Origin of the sequence: Actinokineospora fastidiosa, from assembly GCF_014648415.1 — a bacterium.
Taxonomy (GTDB): domain Bacteria; phylum Actinomycetota; class Actinomycetes; order Mycobacteriales; family Pseudonocardiaceae; genus Actinokineospora; species Actinokineospora fastidiosa.
In genome coordinates, this window is record NZ_BMRB01000002.1 from 1,151,896 (window position 1) to 1,169,280 (window position 17,385).

At 73.1% G+C, this 17,385-nt stretch carries 18 protein-coding genes and 2 riboswitches; of the genes, 3 read left to right on the plus strand and 15 right to left on the minus strand.

The window, feature by feature from the left end:
* Nucleotides 1–91: 91 nt before the first annotated feature.
* From IEY98_RS15210 to IEY98_RS15225, 4 genes are all read right to left on the minus strand, one after another.
* The gene (locus IEY98_RS15210; protein WP_189211075.1) at nt 92–769 is read right to left on the minus strand and encodes a response regulator transcription factor; all 678 of its coding nucleotides are present in this window, start codon (nt 767–769) and stop codon (nt 92–94) included.
* Nucleotides 751–1,857, minus strand: a complete 1,107-nt coding sequence (locus IEY98_RS15215) for a hypothetical protein (protein WP_189211076.1) — start codon at nt 1,855–1,857, stop codon at nt 751–753. Before IEY98_RS15215 ends, IEY98_RS15210 begins: the two co-directional genes overlap by 19 nt.
* Complete coding sequence (locus IEY98_RS15220; RefSeq protein ID WP_189211077.1) at nt 1,854–2,957, minus strand: sensor histidine kinase; 1,104 nt, start codon at nt 2,955–2,957, stop codon at nt 1,854–1,856. Before IEY98_RS15220 ends, IEY98_RS15215 begins: the two co-directional genes overlap by 4 nt.
* 78 nt (nt 2,958–3,035) lie before the next feature.
* Nucleotides 3,036–3,467, minus strand: coding sequence for a DoxX family protein (locus IEY98_RS15225; protein ID WP_189211078.1), 432 nt, complete (start codon nt 3,465–3,467; stop codon nt 3,036–3,038).
* Between the two features lie 87 nt (nt 3,468–3,554).
* Here IEY98_RS15225 and IEY98_RS15230 point away from each other — a divergent pair, with 87 nt between their 5' ends.
* A complete protein-coding gene (locus IEY98_RS15230) occupies nt 3,555–4,091 on the plus strand; it encodes a TetR/AcrR family transcriptional regulator (RefSeq protein WP_189211079.1) in 537 nt (178 codons plus the stop codon).
* Nucleotides 4,092–4,330: 239 nt separating this feature from the next.
* Here the strand turns inward: IEY98_RS15230 and IEY98_RS15235 are convergent, their stop codons facing one another.
* Nucleotides 4,331–5,152: an aldo/keto reductase gene (locus IEY98_RS15235; RefSeq protein ID WP_189211080.1), complete on the minus strand. Its 822-nt coding sequence runs from the start codon at nt 5,150–5,152 to the stop codon at nt 4,331–4,333.
* A 239-nt stretch (nt 5,153–5,391) separates the two neighbouring features.
* On the opposite strand from IEY98_RS15235, the gene IEY98_RS15240 reads away from it, so the two are divergent.
* Nucleotides 5,392–5,583, plus strand: a complete 192-nt coding sequence (locus tag IEY98_RS15240; protein WP_189211081.1) for a hypothetical protein — start codon at nt 5,392–5,394, stop codon at nt 5,581–5,583.
* An 88-nt stretch (nt 5,584–5,671) separates the two neighbouring features.
* Here IEY98_RS15240 and IEY98_RS15245 read toward each other — a convergent pair whose 3' ends face one another.
* The 9 genes from IEY98_RS15245 to IEY98_RS15285 all read right to left on the minus strand — a co-directional run bounded on the left by IEY98_RS15245 (nt 5,672) and on the right by IEY98_RS15285 (nt 15,080).
* Nucleotides 5,672–6,064 carry a hypothetical protein gene (locus tag IEY98_RS15245; protein WP_189211082.1) on the minus strand — a complete coding sequence of 131 codons (393 nt, stop codon included), beginning with the start codon at nt 6,062–6,064 and terminating at the stop codon, nt 5,672–5,674.
* A 4-nt stretch (nt 6,065–6,068) separates the two neighbouring features.
* Entirely contained in the window at nt 6,069–7,745 is a 1,677-nt protein-coding gene (locus IEY98_RS15250) for an AbeC-like domain-containing protein (protein ID WP_189211083.1), read from the minus strand.
* 124 nt (nt 7,746–7,869) lie between these two features.
* Nucleotides 7,870–10,737 (minus strand): aminomethyl-transferring glycine dehydrogenase, encoded by a 2,868-nt coding sequence (gcvP, locus tag IEY98_RS15255; protein ID WP_189211084.1) that lies wholly within the window; start codon nt 10,735–10,737, stop codon nt 7,870–7,872.
* Between the two features lie 59 nt (nt 10,738–10,796).
* A riboswitch (glycine riboswitch) is annotated at nt 10,797–10,913 on the minus strand.
* Nucleotides 10,914–11,017: riboswitch (glycine riboswitch) on the minus strand. It lies immediately after the preceding riboswitch.
* A gap of 74 nt (nt 11,018–11,091) precedes the next feature.
* Nucleotides 11,092–11,637, minus strand: coding sequence for a MerR family transcriptional regulator (locus IEY98_RS15260; RefSeq protein WP_189211085.1), 546 nt, complete (start codon nt 11,635–11,637; stop codon nt 11,092–11,094).
* A gap of 505 nt (nt 11,638–12,142) precedes the next feature.
* Nucleotides 12,143–12,619 carry a bifunctional nuclease family protein gene (locus IEY98_RS15265; RefSeq protein WP_189211086.1) on the minus strand — a complete coding sequence of 159 codons (477 nt, stop codon included), beginning with the start codon at nt 12,617–12,619 and terminating at the stop codon, nt 12,143–12,145.
* Nucleotides 12,620–12,743: 124 nt separating this feature from the next.
* Entirely contained in the window at nt 12,744–13,397 is a 654-nt protein-coding gene (ftsR, locus tag IEY98_RS15270) for a transcriptional regulator FtsR (protein ID WP_189211087.1), read from the minus strand.
* A gap of 5 nt (nt 13,398–13,402) precedes the next feature.
* Nucleotides 13,403–13,849, minus strand: coding sequence for a glycogen accumulation regulator GarA (gene garA / locus IEY98_RS15275; RefSeq protein WP_189211088.1), 447 nt, complete (start codon nt 13,847–13,849; stop codon nt 13,403–13,405).
* A 102-nt stretch (nt 13,850–13,951) separates the two neighbouring features.
* Nucleotides 13,952–14,518: a cardiolipin synthase ClsA gene (gene clsA, locus IEY98_RS15280; protein WP_229786929.1), complete on the minus strand. Its 567-nt coding sequence runs from the start codon at nt 14,516–14,518 to the stop codon at nt 13,952–13,954.
* Nucleotides 14,519–14,531: 13 nt separating this feature from the next.
* On the minus strand, nt 14,532–15,080 hold the full coding sequence (locus IEY98_RS15285) for a type 1 glutamine amidotransferase domain-containing protein (RefSeq protein WP_189211090.1): 549 nt from the start codon (nt 15,078–15,080) through the stop codon (nt 14,532–14,534).
* A gap of 84 nt (nt 15,081–15,164) precedes the next feature.
* Between IEY98_RS15285 and IEY98_RS15290 the strand changes: the two genes are divergently transcribed.
* Nucleotides 15,165–16,511: an FAD-binding oxidoreductase gene (locus tag IEY98_RS15290; protein ID WP_229786930.1), complete on the plus strand. Its 1,347-nt coding sequence runs from the start codon at nt 15,165–15,167 to the stop codon at nt 16,509–16,511.
* Here IEY98_RS15290 and IEY98_RS15295 read toward each other — a convergent pair.
* Nucleotides 16,498–17,331, minus strand: a complete 834-nt coding sequence (locus IEY98_RS15295; RefSeq protein WP_189211091.1) for a crotonase/enoyl-CoA hydratase family protein — start codon at nt 17,329–17,331, stop codon at nt 16,498–16,500. The genes IEY98_RS15290 and IEY98_RS15295 overlap by 14 nt on opposite strands.
* Nucleotides 17,332–17,385 lie beyond the last annotated feature (54 nt).

Sequence of the window (17,385 nt, forward strand, 5' to 3'; positions counted from 1 at the left end):
ACCGCCGCATGGCGCGGTGGGCATGACCGCGCGTGGCGCGGCAGGCACGACTGTAGGAATCCCGCGCCCGCCGCGGTGTCCGGCGATCGCCCTACATGTGGGGCGTGCTCCCGCTCAGCTCCTCCAGCGTGATGAGCCCGTCGTCGAGCGCCCGGGTGACCAGCTCGCTCTTGGTGCGGGCGGCCCGGCCCGCGTTGGCGTACTTGATCCGCACCCGGGTGATGTGGGTGTCGACGGTCTTGGCGGTGATGTTGAGCTTGGCCGCGACGAGTTCCTTCGACGACGAGGCGAACCAGGCGCGCAGGACCTCCGTCTCCCGGGGCGACAGCCGGGGCCTGTCCGGGCTGGTGTCGGCGACCAGCGCCCCGGACAGCGACGGGCCGGTGTACGGCGCGCCGCCCGCGGCGGCCCGGACGGCGGGGACCAGGTGCTCGGGCCCCTCGCGCTTGGTGAGGTAGGCGAGCGCGCCGAGATCGATGCACTTGATCACGGTGGCGTCGTCGGCGTGCTGGGAGTAGACGACGACGCGCCTGCCGCTGTCGACGAGCCTGCGCAGCTCGCCGAACTCCGGTTTGCGCGGCGTCAGCTCCAGGTCGAGGATCACCACGTCCGCCGCCGCGCCGGGCCCGGTCCAGACGTTGGCGAGGCGGCCGTCGGCGTCGATGAGCGCGATCGGCGGGTCGGCCCGCTCGCACCAGTACCGCACGCCCGCGGCGATCGCCGCGTGGTCGTCGACGATCACCGCGGTGATCAGCTCCCCGGTTGCCATCGGGCCTCCATCCAGACGGTCCCCCCGGCGCCGTGCGCCTCCACCCGCACCCCCGGCGTGGCCGGTTCGGGCACTTCGACCTCGCCGCAGTCGGCCACGACGCTGACAGACACCAGCTCGGCGCTGCCGACCACGGCGACCCGCGCCCGCGACTCCGCGGTGGCCAGCGCGGTGAGCGCCGCCTCGGTCAGGTCGCGCCGGACGGCCCTGGGCAGCGCGGGCAGGCTGCCGCGGGCTTCCAGCTCCACCTCGACGCCCTTGCGGTCGGCCACGTCGGCGCAGTGGCGCAGCTCGTGCAGCAGCGGGTTCGCCACGGTGTCCGCCTCGGCGAACAGCCGCCGCATCCGGGCGGCCTCGATCGCGCACCGCCGCCGCACCCCGGCGTCGTCGGGGGTGAGCGAGCCGTCGGCGAGCCCTTCCAGCAGCGGGACGGCAGTGTCGGACAGCTCGGCGAAGCGCTGGGCCCTGCGGCGGTGGGACTCCACCGCGACGGCCTCCTCGGTCCGCACCCGGGCCAGCTCGTCGGCCGCGGCTGCGGCGGCCGCGCCGATGCCGCGCAGCACGACGGCCACCACGGCGATGCAGAGCGGGAACCCCACCACGGTCACCGATCCGGTGGCGAAGCGGGCCAGCGCGGCGCGCGTGACGTCCTCCAGCACGAGGAGGTCGAGCAACGCCAGCGACTCGTGCGCGACCAGGAACACCACCATGGAGCGCAGCGGGCGCTCCAGCAGCACCGCGGCGCCCACCCAGTTGGCCGCGCCGAAGGCCCAGTCGACGGAACTGGCGGTGTGCCCGTCCAGCGTCGTGTAGGACAGCGCCGCCGCGGCCAGCACGATGAGGACGGCGGGCCCGCGCATCGCCCCCCACGACCGCCGCCGGACCACGAGCACCGCTTCCGCGGCGAGCACGGCCGCCAACACGGCGAAGGCCGCGAACTGCGCCTGCGGCACGGGAAAGCGGTGCAGGTTCCGGACCAGACTGGACAGGCTCAGTCCACAGAGGATGACGGCGGTCAGCACGAGCATCGCGACCCGCAGGCCGTGCCGCAGCTGGGCCTGGGTCCGCTCCGCCAACCCGTCGCTCACGCCTGCCATCGCAGGCACACCACCGTTCCCGAGCCCGGGGCGGAGTCGACCGTGGCGGTTCCGCCGATCCGCTCCAGCCTTCCGCGCACGGACTCACGCAGCCCGCGGCGGGTCGACGGCACGTCGTCGACGGCGAAGCCCACCCCGTCGTCGGCGATCTCCAGCCGCAGCGCGGTCGCGTCACCGCGCAGCCGCACGGTCGCCCGACCGGTGCCCGCGTGCCTGCGCACGTTCGTCACGGCCTCCCTGGCCGCGTCCGCGATCGCCCTGGCCACGGGAAACGGCAACGCCAGCCGCTCGGGCACGTCGAACTCGACGGTCAGGTGCGCGGTGTCGACGTCAGCCCGCAGCAACTCGACGAGGTCGGCGCGCCCCGGCGTCGGCCCGCCGCTGGAGCGCAACCGCTCCAGGTCGCGCCGCGCCTGCCCGGCCAGCCACCCCGCCCCCGACGGCACCCGCCCGACCCCGACCATCAGCAGCGTGGTCGCCGCGGTGTCGTGCAGCGCCGTTGCCAGTTCCCGCTCATCGGCACGCACCGCCGCCGCCACAGCCGCCTCCCGCCGCGCCCGCTCCGCCACCACCGCCATCCCGTCCGCCCGCCGCGCCGCCCTGGCGACGAGCACCCAGGCCACCCGGGACAGTCCGGCGACGACCAGCATCCACACCTGCGTCCGCACCGAGTCCAGACCGGCCGCGCTGAGCACCGCGAGCATCCCGCCCGCGGCCGCCAGCGCCGCCGCGCCGCCCGCGACGAGCGGGGTGTGCCACTGCCATGTCACGCAGGCGAAGGTGAGCAGCAGCCGCAGCCAGCCGGTGTTCGTGTCCTCGACGGCCTCGGTCCAGAAGACGCTCAAGCACACGCCGACCAGCACCGCGACGTCCACCCCGACCGGGATGGGCTGGCCACTCCCCCGCAGCCGCCACGCGCAGGCGACGGTCCACGCGGCCGCGACACCGACCGCCACCGCGGTGGCCGAAAGGTTCTCCCCCTCGGCGCGGAACAGGGCGATCGCGCAGATCGGCGGCAGCGTCGCCAGCCGGACGGTGGCGGCGTGGCGGCGGCCGAACCGCCACAGCAAGCGCACGGCTTCCCCCGCCACCGGCCACCTCACCCGTCCGTGAATCGATCCCGACAATACCGGCGGCGGGTCCGCGGGCGGCGCGGTTCGGGGGTTTTCTCAGAAGACGACCACCGCGCACGTCCCGATGAAGGCGAGTTGCACCAAGGCGCGCAGCGGCAGCGGCATCGTCTTGATGCCGCCGCCCGCGCGGGCGGCGCGGATGTTCGCGGGGAACATCGCGACCAGCAGTGCCGCCAGGCAGGCGGCCGCGATCTTCGCCGTGGACGGCACGAGCAGGCCGATCGCGCCCGCGATCTCCAGCACGCCGGTGAGGGTCACCAGGGCGGCGGGGTTGGGCAGGGCAGGCGGGACCATCGCGATGAGGTGGGTGCGGCGCGGTTCGGTGAAGTGGGCGCTGGCGGTCAGCAGGAACATGGCGGCCAGGCCGAGTCGGGCCGCGTGCGGCCACGAGTCGAGCCAGTCCACCCCGACCAGGCCCGCGAGCCGGGCCAGCGCGGTGACGGCGATGAGGACGACGAGTGGTGCCATGGAACGCCTCCCAGAATCTTGACAGCGACAAGATAGCTCGGCGCTCCGAATCTTGTCAATGACAAGTTCGCCCGGCAGGATGGCGGCATGGCCAAGAGCACCTACCACCACGGGGACCTGCGGGCGGCGCTACTCGCGGTCGCCGCCGAGCAGATCGCCGCGGGCGGGGTCGACTCGGTGTCGCTGCGCGAGCTGGCCCGGCGGGCCGGGGTGTCGCACGCCGCACCCGCCCACCACTTCGGCGACCGGCGCGGCCTGCTCACCGAGTTGGCCGTCGAGGGCTTCGGCCTGCTGGCCGACGCGCTCGCCGCGGCGCCGGACCTGCGGGAGCGGGCGATCGCCTACGTCCGCTTCGCGCTCGCGCACCCCGGGCACTTCGAGGTGATGTTCCGGCGCGACCTGCTGCGCCCGGACGACCCCCGGCTCGCCGACGCACGCGCGCGCTCCGGCGAGTACCTGCGGTCGGGAACGGCCTCCCCGCCCGCCGCGCTCGCGGCGTGGTCGCTGGTGCACGGGTTCGCCTCCCTCTGGCGCGAGGGCGCGCTGGCCGGGTCCGCGCTCGCCACGGACTCCGACCCGCAGGCCCTTGCCCGGCTGATGGTCGGCGCGATCCGCTTCGAGTGAAGCGCGGGGAAAAGCGGCCCGCGACAGCGTTCCGCCCACACCGGCCGGGTGATGGGAGGACCCATGAACAAGCTGACACGGATCGGCCTGCCGCTGGTCCCGGCGTTGGGAATGGCCTGCCGGGCGCGGAGGGCGCCGGAGGCATGGCGAGTCCACGAGTGTGATCACCTAGCCGCCGGGCCAGCGCGAGCGAACCGACGTGACGCGCAGGCGGCTCGCCGAGATCGGCGCGTCCTGACTCAGGCGTTGAAGTCGTCCGGGTTCGGGCCGGTGCGCCGTCCGTTGTCCAGAGTGGACAGCTCGCGCAGGTCGTCGTCGGTCAGCTCGAAGTCGAAGACGGCGAGGTTGGCCCTGATCCGCTCGGGGGTGACCGACTTCGGGATGACGATGTTGCCCAGCTGGACGTGCCAGCGCAGCAGCACCTGCGCGGGCGAGCGGCCCAGCCGCTCGGCGATCCGTCCGACCACCGGGTCGCCGAGCAGCTCGCCGGAGGCCAGCGGGCTCCACGCCTCGGTGGCGATGTGGTGCTCGGCGTGGAACGCGCGCAGCTCGGCCTGCGGGAGGTTGGGGTGCAGCTCGATCTGGTTCACCGCGGGGACCACGTCGGTCTCGGCGAACAGGCGCTCCAGATGCTGCCGGTGGAAGTTGGACACCCCGATGGAGCGGGCGCGCCCGTCGGCGCGGATGCGCTCCAGCGCCCGCCAGGTGTCCACATAGGAATCCCGGCCGGGCGCGGGCCAGTGGATCAGGTAGAGGTCGACGTAGTCCATGCCGAGCCGGTCGAGGCTCGCGTCGAAGGCGCGCATGGCCGAGTCGTAGCCCTGCTCGGAGTTCCACAGCTTGGTGGTGACGTGGACCTCCGACCTCGGCAGCCCGGACTCGGCGATGGCGCGGCCGGTGCCCTGCTCGTTGCCGTACACCGCGGCGGTGTCGATGGCGCGGTAGCCCGCCTCCAGTGCGGTGGCGACCGCGGCGCGCACCTGGTCGTCGGGCACCTGCCAGACGCCGAAGCCCACCTGCGGGATGGTGGCGCCGTCGTTGAGGGTGACGTGGGGAACCATGGTCGTCCTTCGCGCTGCCGGTCGGATCCTTCCGCCAGGTACCCAACCCGCGCGCCCGCCGAAACCTTCCCCACCGGAAAGGATTGCGCTGCCCCGGGTCCACCCGATACGGTGCGTGACATGACTGCCGGGTCGGCCTGTGGCCGCGAGTGGATCGGTGACCCGGCCCTGAGGTGATCAGGGCCCCTCCCACCCCCGTGTTCCGTCGAGGACACCAGTGGGGAAGGGAGGTGAAACACATGATCCCCAAGGTTGGCGAGGTCTTCGTCGGCACCGCCGTCGAGGTGCGGCCGTTCGGCACCTTCATCGAGCACCCTGAGGGCGCGCACGGCCTGCTGCACGGCGAGACCGCCGAGGTGGGCGCGCGCGTGACGGTGCGCGTGCTGGACGCCGACGTCGAGAACCGGCGCTTCAGCCTGGCCAGGGCGTGAGCCGAGCGGGTCTCCGGCAGCCGTACACTGCCGGAGACCCGCGCTCAGTCTGCCACCGGCGCGCGCCCGGCGCACCGTCCACACCGGCCTACAGCGCTTCCACGCTGTCGGTGATCGCCTTCAGGTGCGGCTTCAGCGCGGCCAGCTCCCCCACCGACGTCGCCAGCGCGGACAGCTCGGGCTGCAGGTCGCGCCAGAGTTCGGCCACGACTCCCGCGGAGTCGCCCTTCTTGCTGCGGGCCTGCGTGGCGATCTGGCTCAGGCCGAGGTCGGTCATCGCCCGCCGGGGCACCTTCTCGGCGTGCGCGCGCAGCACCTCGCGCACCCGGTCGACGTGGTCGGCGAGCCGGGTCATCGGGTCGGCGGCGGCGTGCGCGGTGATGTTGCCGGTGATGGTGGTCGGGCCGCCGCTCTGGATCACCGCCCCGACCACCTGTCCGTCCACGGTCAGCTCGTTGTGCACCCAGCGCGGGTTCTCCACGTCCCTAGCCCTTCACATCGATGTCGCCGGTGGTGTTGTTCATCCCCATGGTGATCGGGCCGGTCATCGACCCGCCGATGTGGACGCTGTTCTGCACGATCGCCTGCGCCTGCTGCTCCAGCGACGCCCGCAGGTAGCCCGCCTCGGCCAGCAGCGCGCTGACCGCGCGGATCGCCCGCGTGTGCAGGATCTTCAGGTAGCGGTCGACGTCGAGGCGCTGGAAGTAGTTGCGCACGTTGGTGTCGGCGGCGAACTCGCGCAGGCTGCTCAGCGAGCCGTACTTGTCCGGGTTCACCATGCCCCGCTCGACCTTGATGGGGCGCAGCACGGTGAACAGCCGGGTCACGTTCCCCGGCAGGTCGCCGGGGAAGGCGGCCAGGTCGACCAGCGCCTGCCGCAGCGCCCGGCCGACGTTGTGCCGCCGGGTGTCGATCTCGCGGTACTCGGCCTTGATGGGCCGCAGCACGCACGGCGTCCACTCGATGTACAGAGTGGACTCGTTCATCGCCACGTGCAGGTACACCGACAGGATCAGGTCGTGGTCCCAGGTCAGCACCGTGAAGCGGCGGAAATGGCGCGCCCACTCGACCGGCTCGTCGCGCAGCGCGAGCGCCCGCTCCTTGGAGATGTGGGTGTACGGGCGGGAGTGCTCGTCCTGGATGAACGGCCTGCCCTCGTCGGTGCGCAGGTGCTCGACCAGCTCGTCGGAGCTGATGGCCACCATGTCCTCGGTGGCGAGCCGGGCGAAGCGGCCGCTCGGCGAGAGCGGGCCCGACTCGCGCAGCGCCTCGATCTCCTTGCTGATGCGTTCCAGCAGCCGCGCGGTGGACAGCGACTGGTGCTCGGCCGCGTGCGGGTTGCGCTCCAGCGGGATCGCCATCGACCACGGCCGGTGCGGCGCGCCCGCGCCGACGAACGGGTCGTAGCCGCGGTGCACGACCACCGGGACCACATCGGTCGCGCCCTGCTCCGTCGGCGCGAGGAACACGTCGGCGGACAGGTACCGCTGCTTGATCATCTCGGTGAGCGTCGGGCTGAACGACAGCAGCTGCGAGTCCAGCCGCGCCGACGGCGACGGCTGGTGGCCCGTGCGCCGCTGGAACCGCCGGGTGATCAGCCGGTTGATCACGATCCGGTTGGCCGCGAACACCGCGAACAGCGGGACGACCACGAGCAGCGCGGTCGGGTCCAGCTCCCAGTCGCTCTCCTCCAGCCCGATCGCGACCGTGATCACCAGGGCGAGGAGCACCAGCACCGCGAAGGTGAGGCCGACCCTGCCGCGCGGGCTGTCCCCGCCGAGCCGCATCCGGTAGTTCGCCCGCGCCAGCATCGCCAGCCTGCCGCTGCGGGCCACCAGCACCGGCAGGGCGACGAACAGCCACACCAGCAGCCAGAACGGCCACAGCAGCGCCAAGAGCACCGCGATGACGAGCGTCACCGCCGCCACCAGCCGGATGCGCACCCGGGCCTCCACCGCCTCGGCCAGCACCGCCCCCGGGTCGATGCCCGGCGACGGCGCCGTCGCCCTGGTCCGCTCGACCAGCATCTCGGCGACGGCGCGGTCGGCGTAGTCGGGGTTCAGGTGCGCGGCCGCGCACAGGTAGCGGGTGCTGTCGTCACGATCGGGGACGGCGGCCGCGACCCTGGGGATGCTGTCGGTGCGCTCGTCGTGGACGACCATCGACGCGGTCCTTTCACAGAGCGGAGCACTGTGGGTACGGACCGCAACCTAGCGCGTCACCGCGTCGACGATCGTCCGCGACAGGGTTTTGTCACCTCATTGTCCTAGTCGAGCGCTGTCCCGGTCAGGCGTACGCGTCCAGGGGCGGGCACGAGCAGACGAGGTTGCGGTCGCCCTTGGCCCCGTCGATGCGGCGCACGGGCGGCCACACCTTCGCCGACGACGAGCCGGTCGGGAAGGCGGCCTCCTCGCGGCTGTAGGGGTGGTCCCACTTCGCCGCGATGCTCGCCGCGGTGTGCGGGGCGTTCACCAGCGGGTTGTCGTCGGCGGGCCACACCCCGGCCGCCACCTTGTCCACCTCGGACCGGATGGCGATCATGGCCGCGCAGAAGCGGTCCAGCTCGGCGAGGTCCTCGCTCTCGGTCGGCTCGACCATCAGCGTGCCCGCCACCGGGAAGCTCATGGTCGGGGCGTGGATGCCGTAGTCGGCCAGCCGCTTGGCCACGTCGTCCACCGTGATGCCGGTGGCCTTGGTGAGCGGGCGCAGGTCCAGGATGCACTCGTGGGCGACGTAGCCGCCCTTGCCGGTGTAGAGCACCGGGTAGTGGTCGTTGAGCCTGCGGGCGACGTAGTTGGCCGCCGCGACCGCGGTCAGCGTGGCGCGCTTGAGCCCCTCGGCGCCCATCATCCGCACGTACGCCCAGGAGATCGGCAGGATCGACGCGCTGCCCCAGGGTGCCGCGCTGATCGGGCCGACGCCGGTCTCCGGGCCCGCGGCAGGCTGCAGCGGGTGGTTGGGCAGGAACGGCGCCAGGTGCGCGCGGACGCCGATCGGGCCCACGCCGGGGCCGCCGCCGCCGTGCGGGATGCAGAAGGTCTTGTGCAGGTTCAGGTGCGAGACGTCCGACCCGAACTTGCCGTAGCGGGCGAGGCCGATGAGGGCGTTGAGGTTGGCCCCGTCGACGTAGACCTGGCCGCCCGCGTCGTGGACCAGCCCGCAGACCTCGCGGACGGTGTCCTCGTACACCCCGTGCGTCGACGGGTAGGTGATCATGATCGCGGCGAGGTCGTCGCGGTGGGCGTCGATGGTGGACCGCAGGTGGTCCATGTCGATGTTGCCCGCGTCGTCGCACTTGACGACGACGACCCGCATGCCCGCCATGACCGCGCTGGCGGCGTTGGTGCCGTGCGCGCTGGACGGGATCAGGCAGACGTCGCGCTCACCGTGGCCCTGGCTGCGGTGGTAGGCGCGGATGGCCAGCAGTCCGGCGAACTCGCCCTGGCTGCCCGCGTTGGGCTGGATGCTCACCGCGTCGTAGCCGGTGACGGCGGCCAGCCAGGCCTCCAGGTCGGCGATGACGCGCAGGATGCCCTGGGCGTCCTCGACGGGCGCGAACGGGTGCAGCTCGGCGAAGCCCGGCCAGGTGATGGGCTCCATCTCGGCGGTGGCGTTGAGCTTCATCGTGCACGAGCCCAGCGGGATCATGCTGCGATCCAGCGCGACGTCCTTGTCCGAGAGCGCGCGCAGGTAGCGCAGCAGCGAGGTCTCCGAGTGGTGCGTGGAGAACACCGGGTGCGTCAGGTACGCGGACGTGCGCAGCAGGCCCTGCGGGAGCGCGTCGCCGGTGCCCGCGTCGAGGGCGTCTGCGTCGGCGTCCACGCCGAACGCCTTCCACACCGCGGCCAGGTGGGCGCGCGTGGTGGTCTCGCCGGTGGCGATGCCGACGTGGTCGGCGTCCACCTGCCGCAGGTTGACCTCCAGCTCGCGGGCGCGGGCCACGACGTCGGCCGCCCTGCCGGGGACCCGGGCGACGACGGTGTCGAAGAAGCCGTCGTGGACGATCTCGACGCCGCCCGCGCGCAGCCCGGCGGCCAGGACGGCGGCCATGCGGTGCACCCGGGTCGCGATGGCCTTGAGGCCGTCCGGGCCGTGGTAGACGGCGTACATCGAGGCGACGACGGCAAGCAGGACCTGCGCGGTGCAGATGTTGGACGTGGCCTTCTCGCGGCGGATGTGCTGCTCGCGGGTCTGCAGCGCCAGGCGGTAGGCGAGGTTGCCGTCGGCGTCGGTGGACACGCCCACCAGGCGGCCGGGGAGCTGGCGCTCCAGGCCCGCGGCGACGGCCATGTACCCGGCGTGCGGGCCGCCGAACCCCATGGGCACGCCGAAGCGCTGGGTGGTGCCGACGACGACGTCCGCGCCGATCTCGCCGGGCGCGCGCAGCACGGTCAGGGCGAGCAGGTCGGCGGTGACGGCCACCTTCGCGCCGCGGGCGTGCGCGTCGGCGATGAGGGCCGCGTGGTCGACGACCGCGCCGGACGCGCCCGGGTAGGACAGCAGGACGCCGAAGAAGTCGCCATCGGGCAGGCCCTCGGCCAGGTCGGCGACGACGATCTCGATGCCCAGCGGCTCGGCGCGGGTCTCGACCACGGCGATGGTCTGCGGGAAGGTGTCGGCGTCGACGACGAACCGGTTCGACTTGGACCGTCCGCCCCGGCGCAGCAGGGTCATGGCCTCGGCGGCGGCGGTCGACTCGTCCAGCATGGACGCGTTCGCGGTGGGCAGGCCGACCAGCTCGGCGACCATCGTCTGGAAGTTGAGCAGGGCCTCCAGCCTGCCCTGGCTGATCTCCGGCTGGTACGGCGTGTACGCGGTGTACCAGGCCGGGCTCTCCAGCACGTTGCGGCGGATGACCGGCGGGGTGACCGTGCCGTAGTACCCCAGCCCGATCATCGGGTGCAGCGTGCGGTTGCTCTCGGCGAGCGCGCGCAGTTCGGCCAGCGCCTCGGCCTCGGTGGCGGGCGCGGGCAGGTCGAGGCGCAGGCCGTCCTCGCGGATGGCCGCGGGCACGGCGTGCTCGGCGAGCTCGTCCAGCGATCCGGCGCCGACGGTGTCGAGGATGCGGGCCAGCTCGGCGGGCCGCGGGCCGATGTGGCGGTCGGCGAAGGGGGTGCCGTGCTCCAGCGCGGCGAGGGGGATGCGGTCGCTCATCGGCAAAGCTCCTCAGGCGGGGCGTCCGGGTCGGGCCGACGGTACGGGTGTTCCGTCGGCCCTCCCCCTCTGTCCGTGCCCGACCGGGCGCCTGAGAGCTTCGTCCGCCGCGGCGGACTTGCACCTTCGGCGGGGCTCGACCGGGGGTACCCGGGCAGCCCGCTTTCCAGAGGTGTCTCCCCCATGCGGTCCTGGGTGCCTGAGAGGTTCCGGGGAGGATTTGCTCCTTCGGCGCCGACCTGACCTGGTGGGGCCGGTCGGACTCTCCCGCGCGGGATCGGCGACGCGCTGAGTCTAGCCCTAATCGGATGACATCCCGGTCCACCGGTGGCGGTGGCGGGCGTCACACCGCGGTCACCCGGCGGATCGCGCCTTTCTGCGCTGGGTGAGTTCGTCGTCGGTGATGACGGCGCCGTCGACGCGCTCGGCGGGGAACTCGTGGATGGTGCCGGTGATCTCCCGGATCGCGCCGCTGACGGCGATGCCGAAGACGCCCTGGCCGCCGCGCAGCAGGTCGACGACCTCCTCGGGCGAGGTGCACTCGTAGACCGTGGTGCCGTCGCTGAACAGGGTGATCCTGGCCAGGTCGCGCACGCCCCTGCGGCGCAGGTGGTCGACGGCGACGCGGATGTTCTGCAGGGACACGCCGGTGTCGAGCAGCCGCTTGACCACCTTGAGGACCAGCACGTCCTTGAACGAGTAGAGGCGCTGCGACCCGGACCCGTGGGCGCTGCGGATGGTGGGCACGACCAGGTCGGTGCGCGCCCAGTAGTCGAGCTGGCGGTAGGTGATGCCCGCGATCTGGCACGCTGCCGGGCCGCGGTAGCCGACCAGCTCGTCCGGGAGCGAGGAGTCGGGGAACAGCTCGCCCTGCTCCGCGTCGTCCGCGTGCTCCCCCATAGCGGAACCGTGCTCCAACACGCCTGCCTCCCCTCGACCGGCCTGTCGACCGGCGAACGAGACCGCTTCCGTTCCGCTAGGTGGGAACGCCTCGGCCGCGCCACTCGCGCCGGTGGGCTCGCACACCGGCGCGAATCGGCTCGTCTCCGACGGTAAGACGCCCCCGCCCGGGGGTCAACGCGACGCGCGGAGGGCGAACGAACCGCAAGGTGAGAGATGGGTTATCCCACCCCACCGCCCTCAGGACCACCACGCACAGCCGTGACCCGGTGTCACCAACGCGACAACCCCACGGCGACGACACCAGGGCGACAACCACCACGGCGACGACACCAGGGCGAGGACCACCGAGGCGACGACACCAAGGCGAGACCACCGAAGCCAGCCACGCTGGGTCAGGAACCCACCGCACCGTGGGGGTCCGGGGGGTCGCCCCCCGGGCAGGCACCGGTAGTCGACCGCGGCCCGCGCTTTCCGCGGGCACACCTCGGCCCAAATACGTCGACTACGTATCCGCTCCGCGGAAGTCCTCCGGCGAGACGGAGTCGAGGAACTCGCGGAACTTCTCGACCTCGTCCTCCTGCTCGTCGGGGATGACCAGGCCCGCTTCCTGCAGGACGGAGTCCTCGGCGTGGATGGGCACGCCCACCCGCAGCGCGAGCGCGACCGAGTCGCTGGGGCGGGCGGAGACGCGGATGTCCCCGTCGAACACCAGCTCCGCGTAGAAGGTGCCTTCCCGCAGGTCGGTGATGCGCACCTGCTCCAGTTCCCGGCCGAGCGCGCCGATGACGTCCTTGAGCAGGTCGTGGGTCAGCGGCCGGGCGGGCCGCACCCCCTGCTGCTCCAGCGCGATCGCGGTGGCCTCCACCGACCCGATCCAGATGGGCAGGTATCGGTCGCCTTCGGTCTCCCGCAGCAACAGGATCGGCTGGTTGGCGGGTAGCTCCACCCGCACGCCCACCACACGCATCTCACTGCTCATCGGGCTCGCCTCCCTCCGCTCGCTGGGGCACCGGCGTCCCGTATCACCGAGCATCGCTTATCGCCTGGCTCCGACGCTACCCGCCAAGGGCGGCCGATGCCCGACAATCCGGCACCGGGCTCGATCACTGGCCGGTCACCCGCCGCAGTCCGGACTTGACCAACAGCGTATGCAAACCCACCGACAGCCCCGTCAATTCCCGGGCCTGCTCCGCGGCCCTGCGCTGGTCGCGTTGCCGGTACAGCGGCGCGACCACCTGCTCGAGCAGGCCGAGCTCGCGGTCGGCCGCGGCCCGGAACGCGCGCAGGTGCCTCGGTTCGAGGCCGTAGCCGCCCAGCGCCGCGGCGATCCGCACGATCTGGACGCCGTCGGGGTCGTAGCTGCCGTTGTCGTCGGGGCGCACGAGGCCGTACTGCTCCAGCTCGGCCAGCAGGGCGGGCGCGACGCCGGTGTGCGCGACGACCTCGTCGCGGCCGAGCCGGTCGGCGGGCGCCGCCCTGGGCGCGGCGGGCAGGGCCGCACCGGAGTCGAGGCGCTCGCGGATGACCTTCAGCGGCAGGTAGTGGTCGCGCTGAGCGGCCAGCACGAAGCGCAGGCGGGCGACGTCGGCGTCGGAGAAGCGGCGGTACCCCGCCGCCGTGCGCTCCGGGCTGACCAGGCCCTCCGCCTCGAGGAACCGGATCTTGGAGATGGTGACGTCGGGGAACTCCGGGCGCAGGCGCGCGAGCACCGCCCCGATGGTCGCCCCGTCCCGCGTCGGTCGCCCGACCGCCGTCATGCCCGCTACGCGCCTGCGCTGGGGCCGGTCAGGAAGACGAGGCGGAACTTGCCGATCTGCACCTCGTCGCCACCGGCCAGCACGGCCTGGTCGACCGGCTCGCGGTTGACGTAGGTGCCGTTGAGGCTGCCCACGTCGATGACCACGAACTCCCCGCCCTCCCGGCGGAACTCCGCGTGGCGGCGGGAGACGGTGACGTCGTCGAGGAAGATGTCGCTGTCGGGGTGGCGCCCGGCGCTGGTGGTGTCCCGGTCCAGCAGGAAGCGCGAGCCCGCGTTGGGGCCGCGCTTGACCACGAGCAGGGCCGAACCGTGCGGCAGGGCGTCGACACCAGCGACAGCGGGCTCCGGGGCGGGGGTGGGCCCGCCCTCGTTGAGGAAGTCGGCCCGGAAGACCGAGGTCCGCTCGGGAGACTGCTCCGGCGGGATTCCGGGCCCGTCGTTGGTGCTCACGTGAGCTCTCCTCCTGCTGGGTCGACTCCGTTGAACAGTGCCAACGTACCGTGCGCGATCAGCAGTGGTGAGGGTGGCTCCCCCGTCCGGCGGGAGATCGTCTCAAGATCGCAACGCGGCGCGGGTCTGGACGAGGTAGAGCAGACCCGACCACAGGAACAGCAGCCCGCCCCAGATCGCCAGCGCGTAGGCGAAGGGCCGGGCGATCTGCGCGGCCGTCGAGCCGCCCTGGGCCAGCAGGAGCAGCGGGAAGGCGTACATCAGGTTGAAGGTCGCCGCCTTGCCGATGTAGGTGACCTCCGGCGGGCCGAACCCGCGGCGGCGCAGCAGCGCGATGCAGCAGGCGACCAGCAGGTCCCTGGCCACCAGGGTGGCCGCGACCCACCAGGGCACGATGTCGCGGACGACGAACGCGACGATCGTGGCCAGGGTGTAGAGGCGGTCGGCGGCCGGGTCCAGGAGCATGCCCAGGCGCGAGGTCTGGTCCAGCCACCGGGCGATCTTGCCGTCGAGCCAGTCGGTGACCCCGCTGAACACCAGGATGGCCAGGGCCCAGCCGTCCGCCTTGGGAACCAGCAGCAGGTAGAGGAACACCGGGACGCCCGCGAGGCGCAGCACGCTGAGGGCGTTCGGGATCGTCCAGATCTTGTCCGCCGGTTCCGTCGTCACGGGCGGAGCGTATTTACGCCCGCTCGAAGACCTCGACGAGGGTCCGGCAGAAGGCGGGCAGGTCATCGGGCTTGCGGCTGGACACGAGCGTGCTCGGCGCGCCCTCGCAGACCACGACCTCGGCGTCGACCCACTCCCCGCCCGCGTTGCGGATGTCGGTCCGCAGGCTGGGCCACGAGGTGATCTTGCGGCCGCGCACGGCGTCCGCCTCGACGAGCGTCCACGGCCCGTGGCAGATCACCGCGACGGGTTTGCCCTGGTCGAAGAAGGATTTGACGAACGCGACGGCGTCGTCGTCCATGCGCAACTGGTCGGGGTTGGCGACGCCCCCGGGCAGCACGAGCGCGTCGAAGTCGTCGGCCCCGGTGTCGGCCGCGGCGCGGTCGACGGGGAAGGTGTCGGCCTTGTCCAGGTGGTTGAACGCCTGCACGCGGTCCTTGCCCGTGGACACCAGCTCGGGCCTGCCGCCCGCCTGCTCGACGGCCTTCCACGGCTCGGTCAGCTCGACCTGCTCGGTCCCCTCGGGGGCGACCAGGAACGCCACTCGGCGGTCGGTGAGCATCGAGACCTCCAGATTGGTCGGTGGGGTTGCCCGAGGGTGTCCCGGATAGGTGGGTGATCAAACCTTTGTCGCTAGCGTGGTGGGGTGGATCTGGTGGCGCGGCTGCGCGCTGAGCTGGGGACCGGGCACGTGCTCACCGACCCCGACCTGCGCGCCGGGTACGAGACCGACTGGACAGGGCGGTTCACCGGCCGGGCGCTGGCCGTGGCGCGGCCCGGCGACCGCGACGAGGTCGCCGCCGTGCTGCGCGCCTGCGCCGAGGCCGGGGTCGCGGTGGTGCCGCAGGGCGGCAACACGGGCCTGGTCGGCGGGGGCGTGCCGCGCGGCGGCGAGGTGGTGCTCAGCACTACCCGGCTGACCGGCCTCGGCGAGGTGGACCGGGTGTCCGGGCAGGTCACCGCCGGGGCGGGGGTGCCGCTGGCCCGGCTGGGCGCGCACGCGCGGGCCGCTGGCCTGGACTTCGGCGTCGACATCGCCGCCCGCGACTCGGCCACCGTCGGGGGGATGGTGGCGACGAACGCGGGCGGGCTGCGGGTGGTGCGGTGGGGGCCGATGCGCGACCAGGTCGTCGGGGCCGAGGCGGTGCTGGCCGACGGGCGGGTCGTGGGCTCCCTGGTCGGGCTGGAGAAGGACAGCACCGGGTACGACCTCACCGGGGCGCTGGTGGGCAGCGAGGGCACGCTGGCCGTCGTGACGGCGGTGCGGCTGCGCCTGGTCCCCGCGGTGGCGCACCGGGCGACGGCGGTGCTGGGCCTGGCGTCCACGGCCGACGCGGTGGCCGCGATCGGGGTCCTGCGGGGTCCGCTGCTGAGCGCGGTCGAGGTGTTCTACGACGACGGCGTGCGGCTGGTGCGCGCGCACCGCGGCCTCACCGGGCCCTTCCGCGCGGACTGCCCGGTCTACCTGCTGGTCGAGTTCGCAGGCGACCACGACCCGACCGAGGACCTGGCGGCGGCGGTGTCCGGGCTGCCCGCCGTGGTCGACACGGCGCTGGCGACCGACGAGGCGGGCAGGCGCGGGCTGTGGGCCTACCGCGAGGGGCACACCGAGGCGATCAGCGCGCACGGCGTGCCGGTCAAGCTCGACGTCGCCGTCTCGCCCGCGCGGGCGGCGGAGTTCGAGACGGCGGTGCGCGCCGCCGTGTCCGCCGCTGCCCCCTCGGCGCGGCTGGTCCTGTTCGGCCATCTCGCGGAGGGGAACTTCCACGTCAACGTGCTGGACGAGGCGGACGGGCACGCCGTGTCCGACGCCGTGCTCACGACGGTCGCGCGCTTCGGGGGGTCGATCTCGGCCGAGCACGGGGTCGGCGTCGCCAAGGCGCCGTGGCTGCACCTGACCCGCACCCCGGCCGAGCGCGACCTCTACGCCGCCATCAAGGCAGCGTGGGACCCGGCGGGCGTGCTCAACCCGGGCGTGCTCATTCCCCGCTGAAGGACGGCGGGCGGCGCTCCAGGAACGCCTGCACGGCCTCGCCGAGGTCGCGGGAGGGCAGGAAGGCTGCGTTCCACGCCGAGACGTACCGCAGCCCGTCGGCGACCTGCTGCTCGCGGGCGTGGTTGAGCACGTCCTTGGTGCCCTGCACGACCAGCGGCGGGTTGGCGGCGATCTCGGCGGCGAGCGCGTGGGCGGCGGCGAGGACGGCGGCCTGGTCGTCGTAGACGTCGTTCACCAGCCCGATCTGCTGCGCGCGGGCGGCCGGGATGTCCTTGCCGGTGTACGCCAGTTCGCGCACGTGGCCCTCGCCGATGATCCCGGCGAGCCGCTGCAGGCTGCCCAGGTCGGCGACGATGGCGACCTTGACCTCGCGGACGCTGAACCTGGCGTCCGCGGAGGCGAGCCGGATGTCGGCGGCGGCGACGACATCCACTCCCCCGCCGATGCACCACCCGGACACGGCCGCGATCACCGGCTTGCGGCAGCGGGCCACGGAGGTCACCGCGTCCTGCAGCGCGCGGATCTCGGTGAGGAACCGCGTGCGCGGGCCCGCCAGCGAGTCGCCCGCCAGCATGGAGCCCCAGGACGGCATCATCGCGGGCAGGTCGAGGCCGTAGGAGAAGTTCGCGCCGCTGCCGGTCAGGACGATCGCCCGCACCTGCGGGTCGGAATCGAGCTCGGCGAAGACCTGCGGGAGCTCACGCCAGAAGTCCGGTCCCATGGCGTTGCCCTTGCCGGGGCCGAGCAGGGTGACCGTGGCGACGTGGTCGGGCGTGTCCCCGCCCGATTTGTCGACCTTCAGCGAAACCAGTGTCATGCGCGTCAGTATTACCCATGGGTAACTTAGCGGCCATACCCGATCGTGTACCCA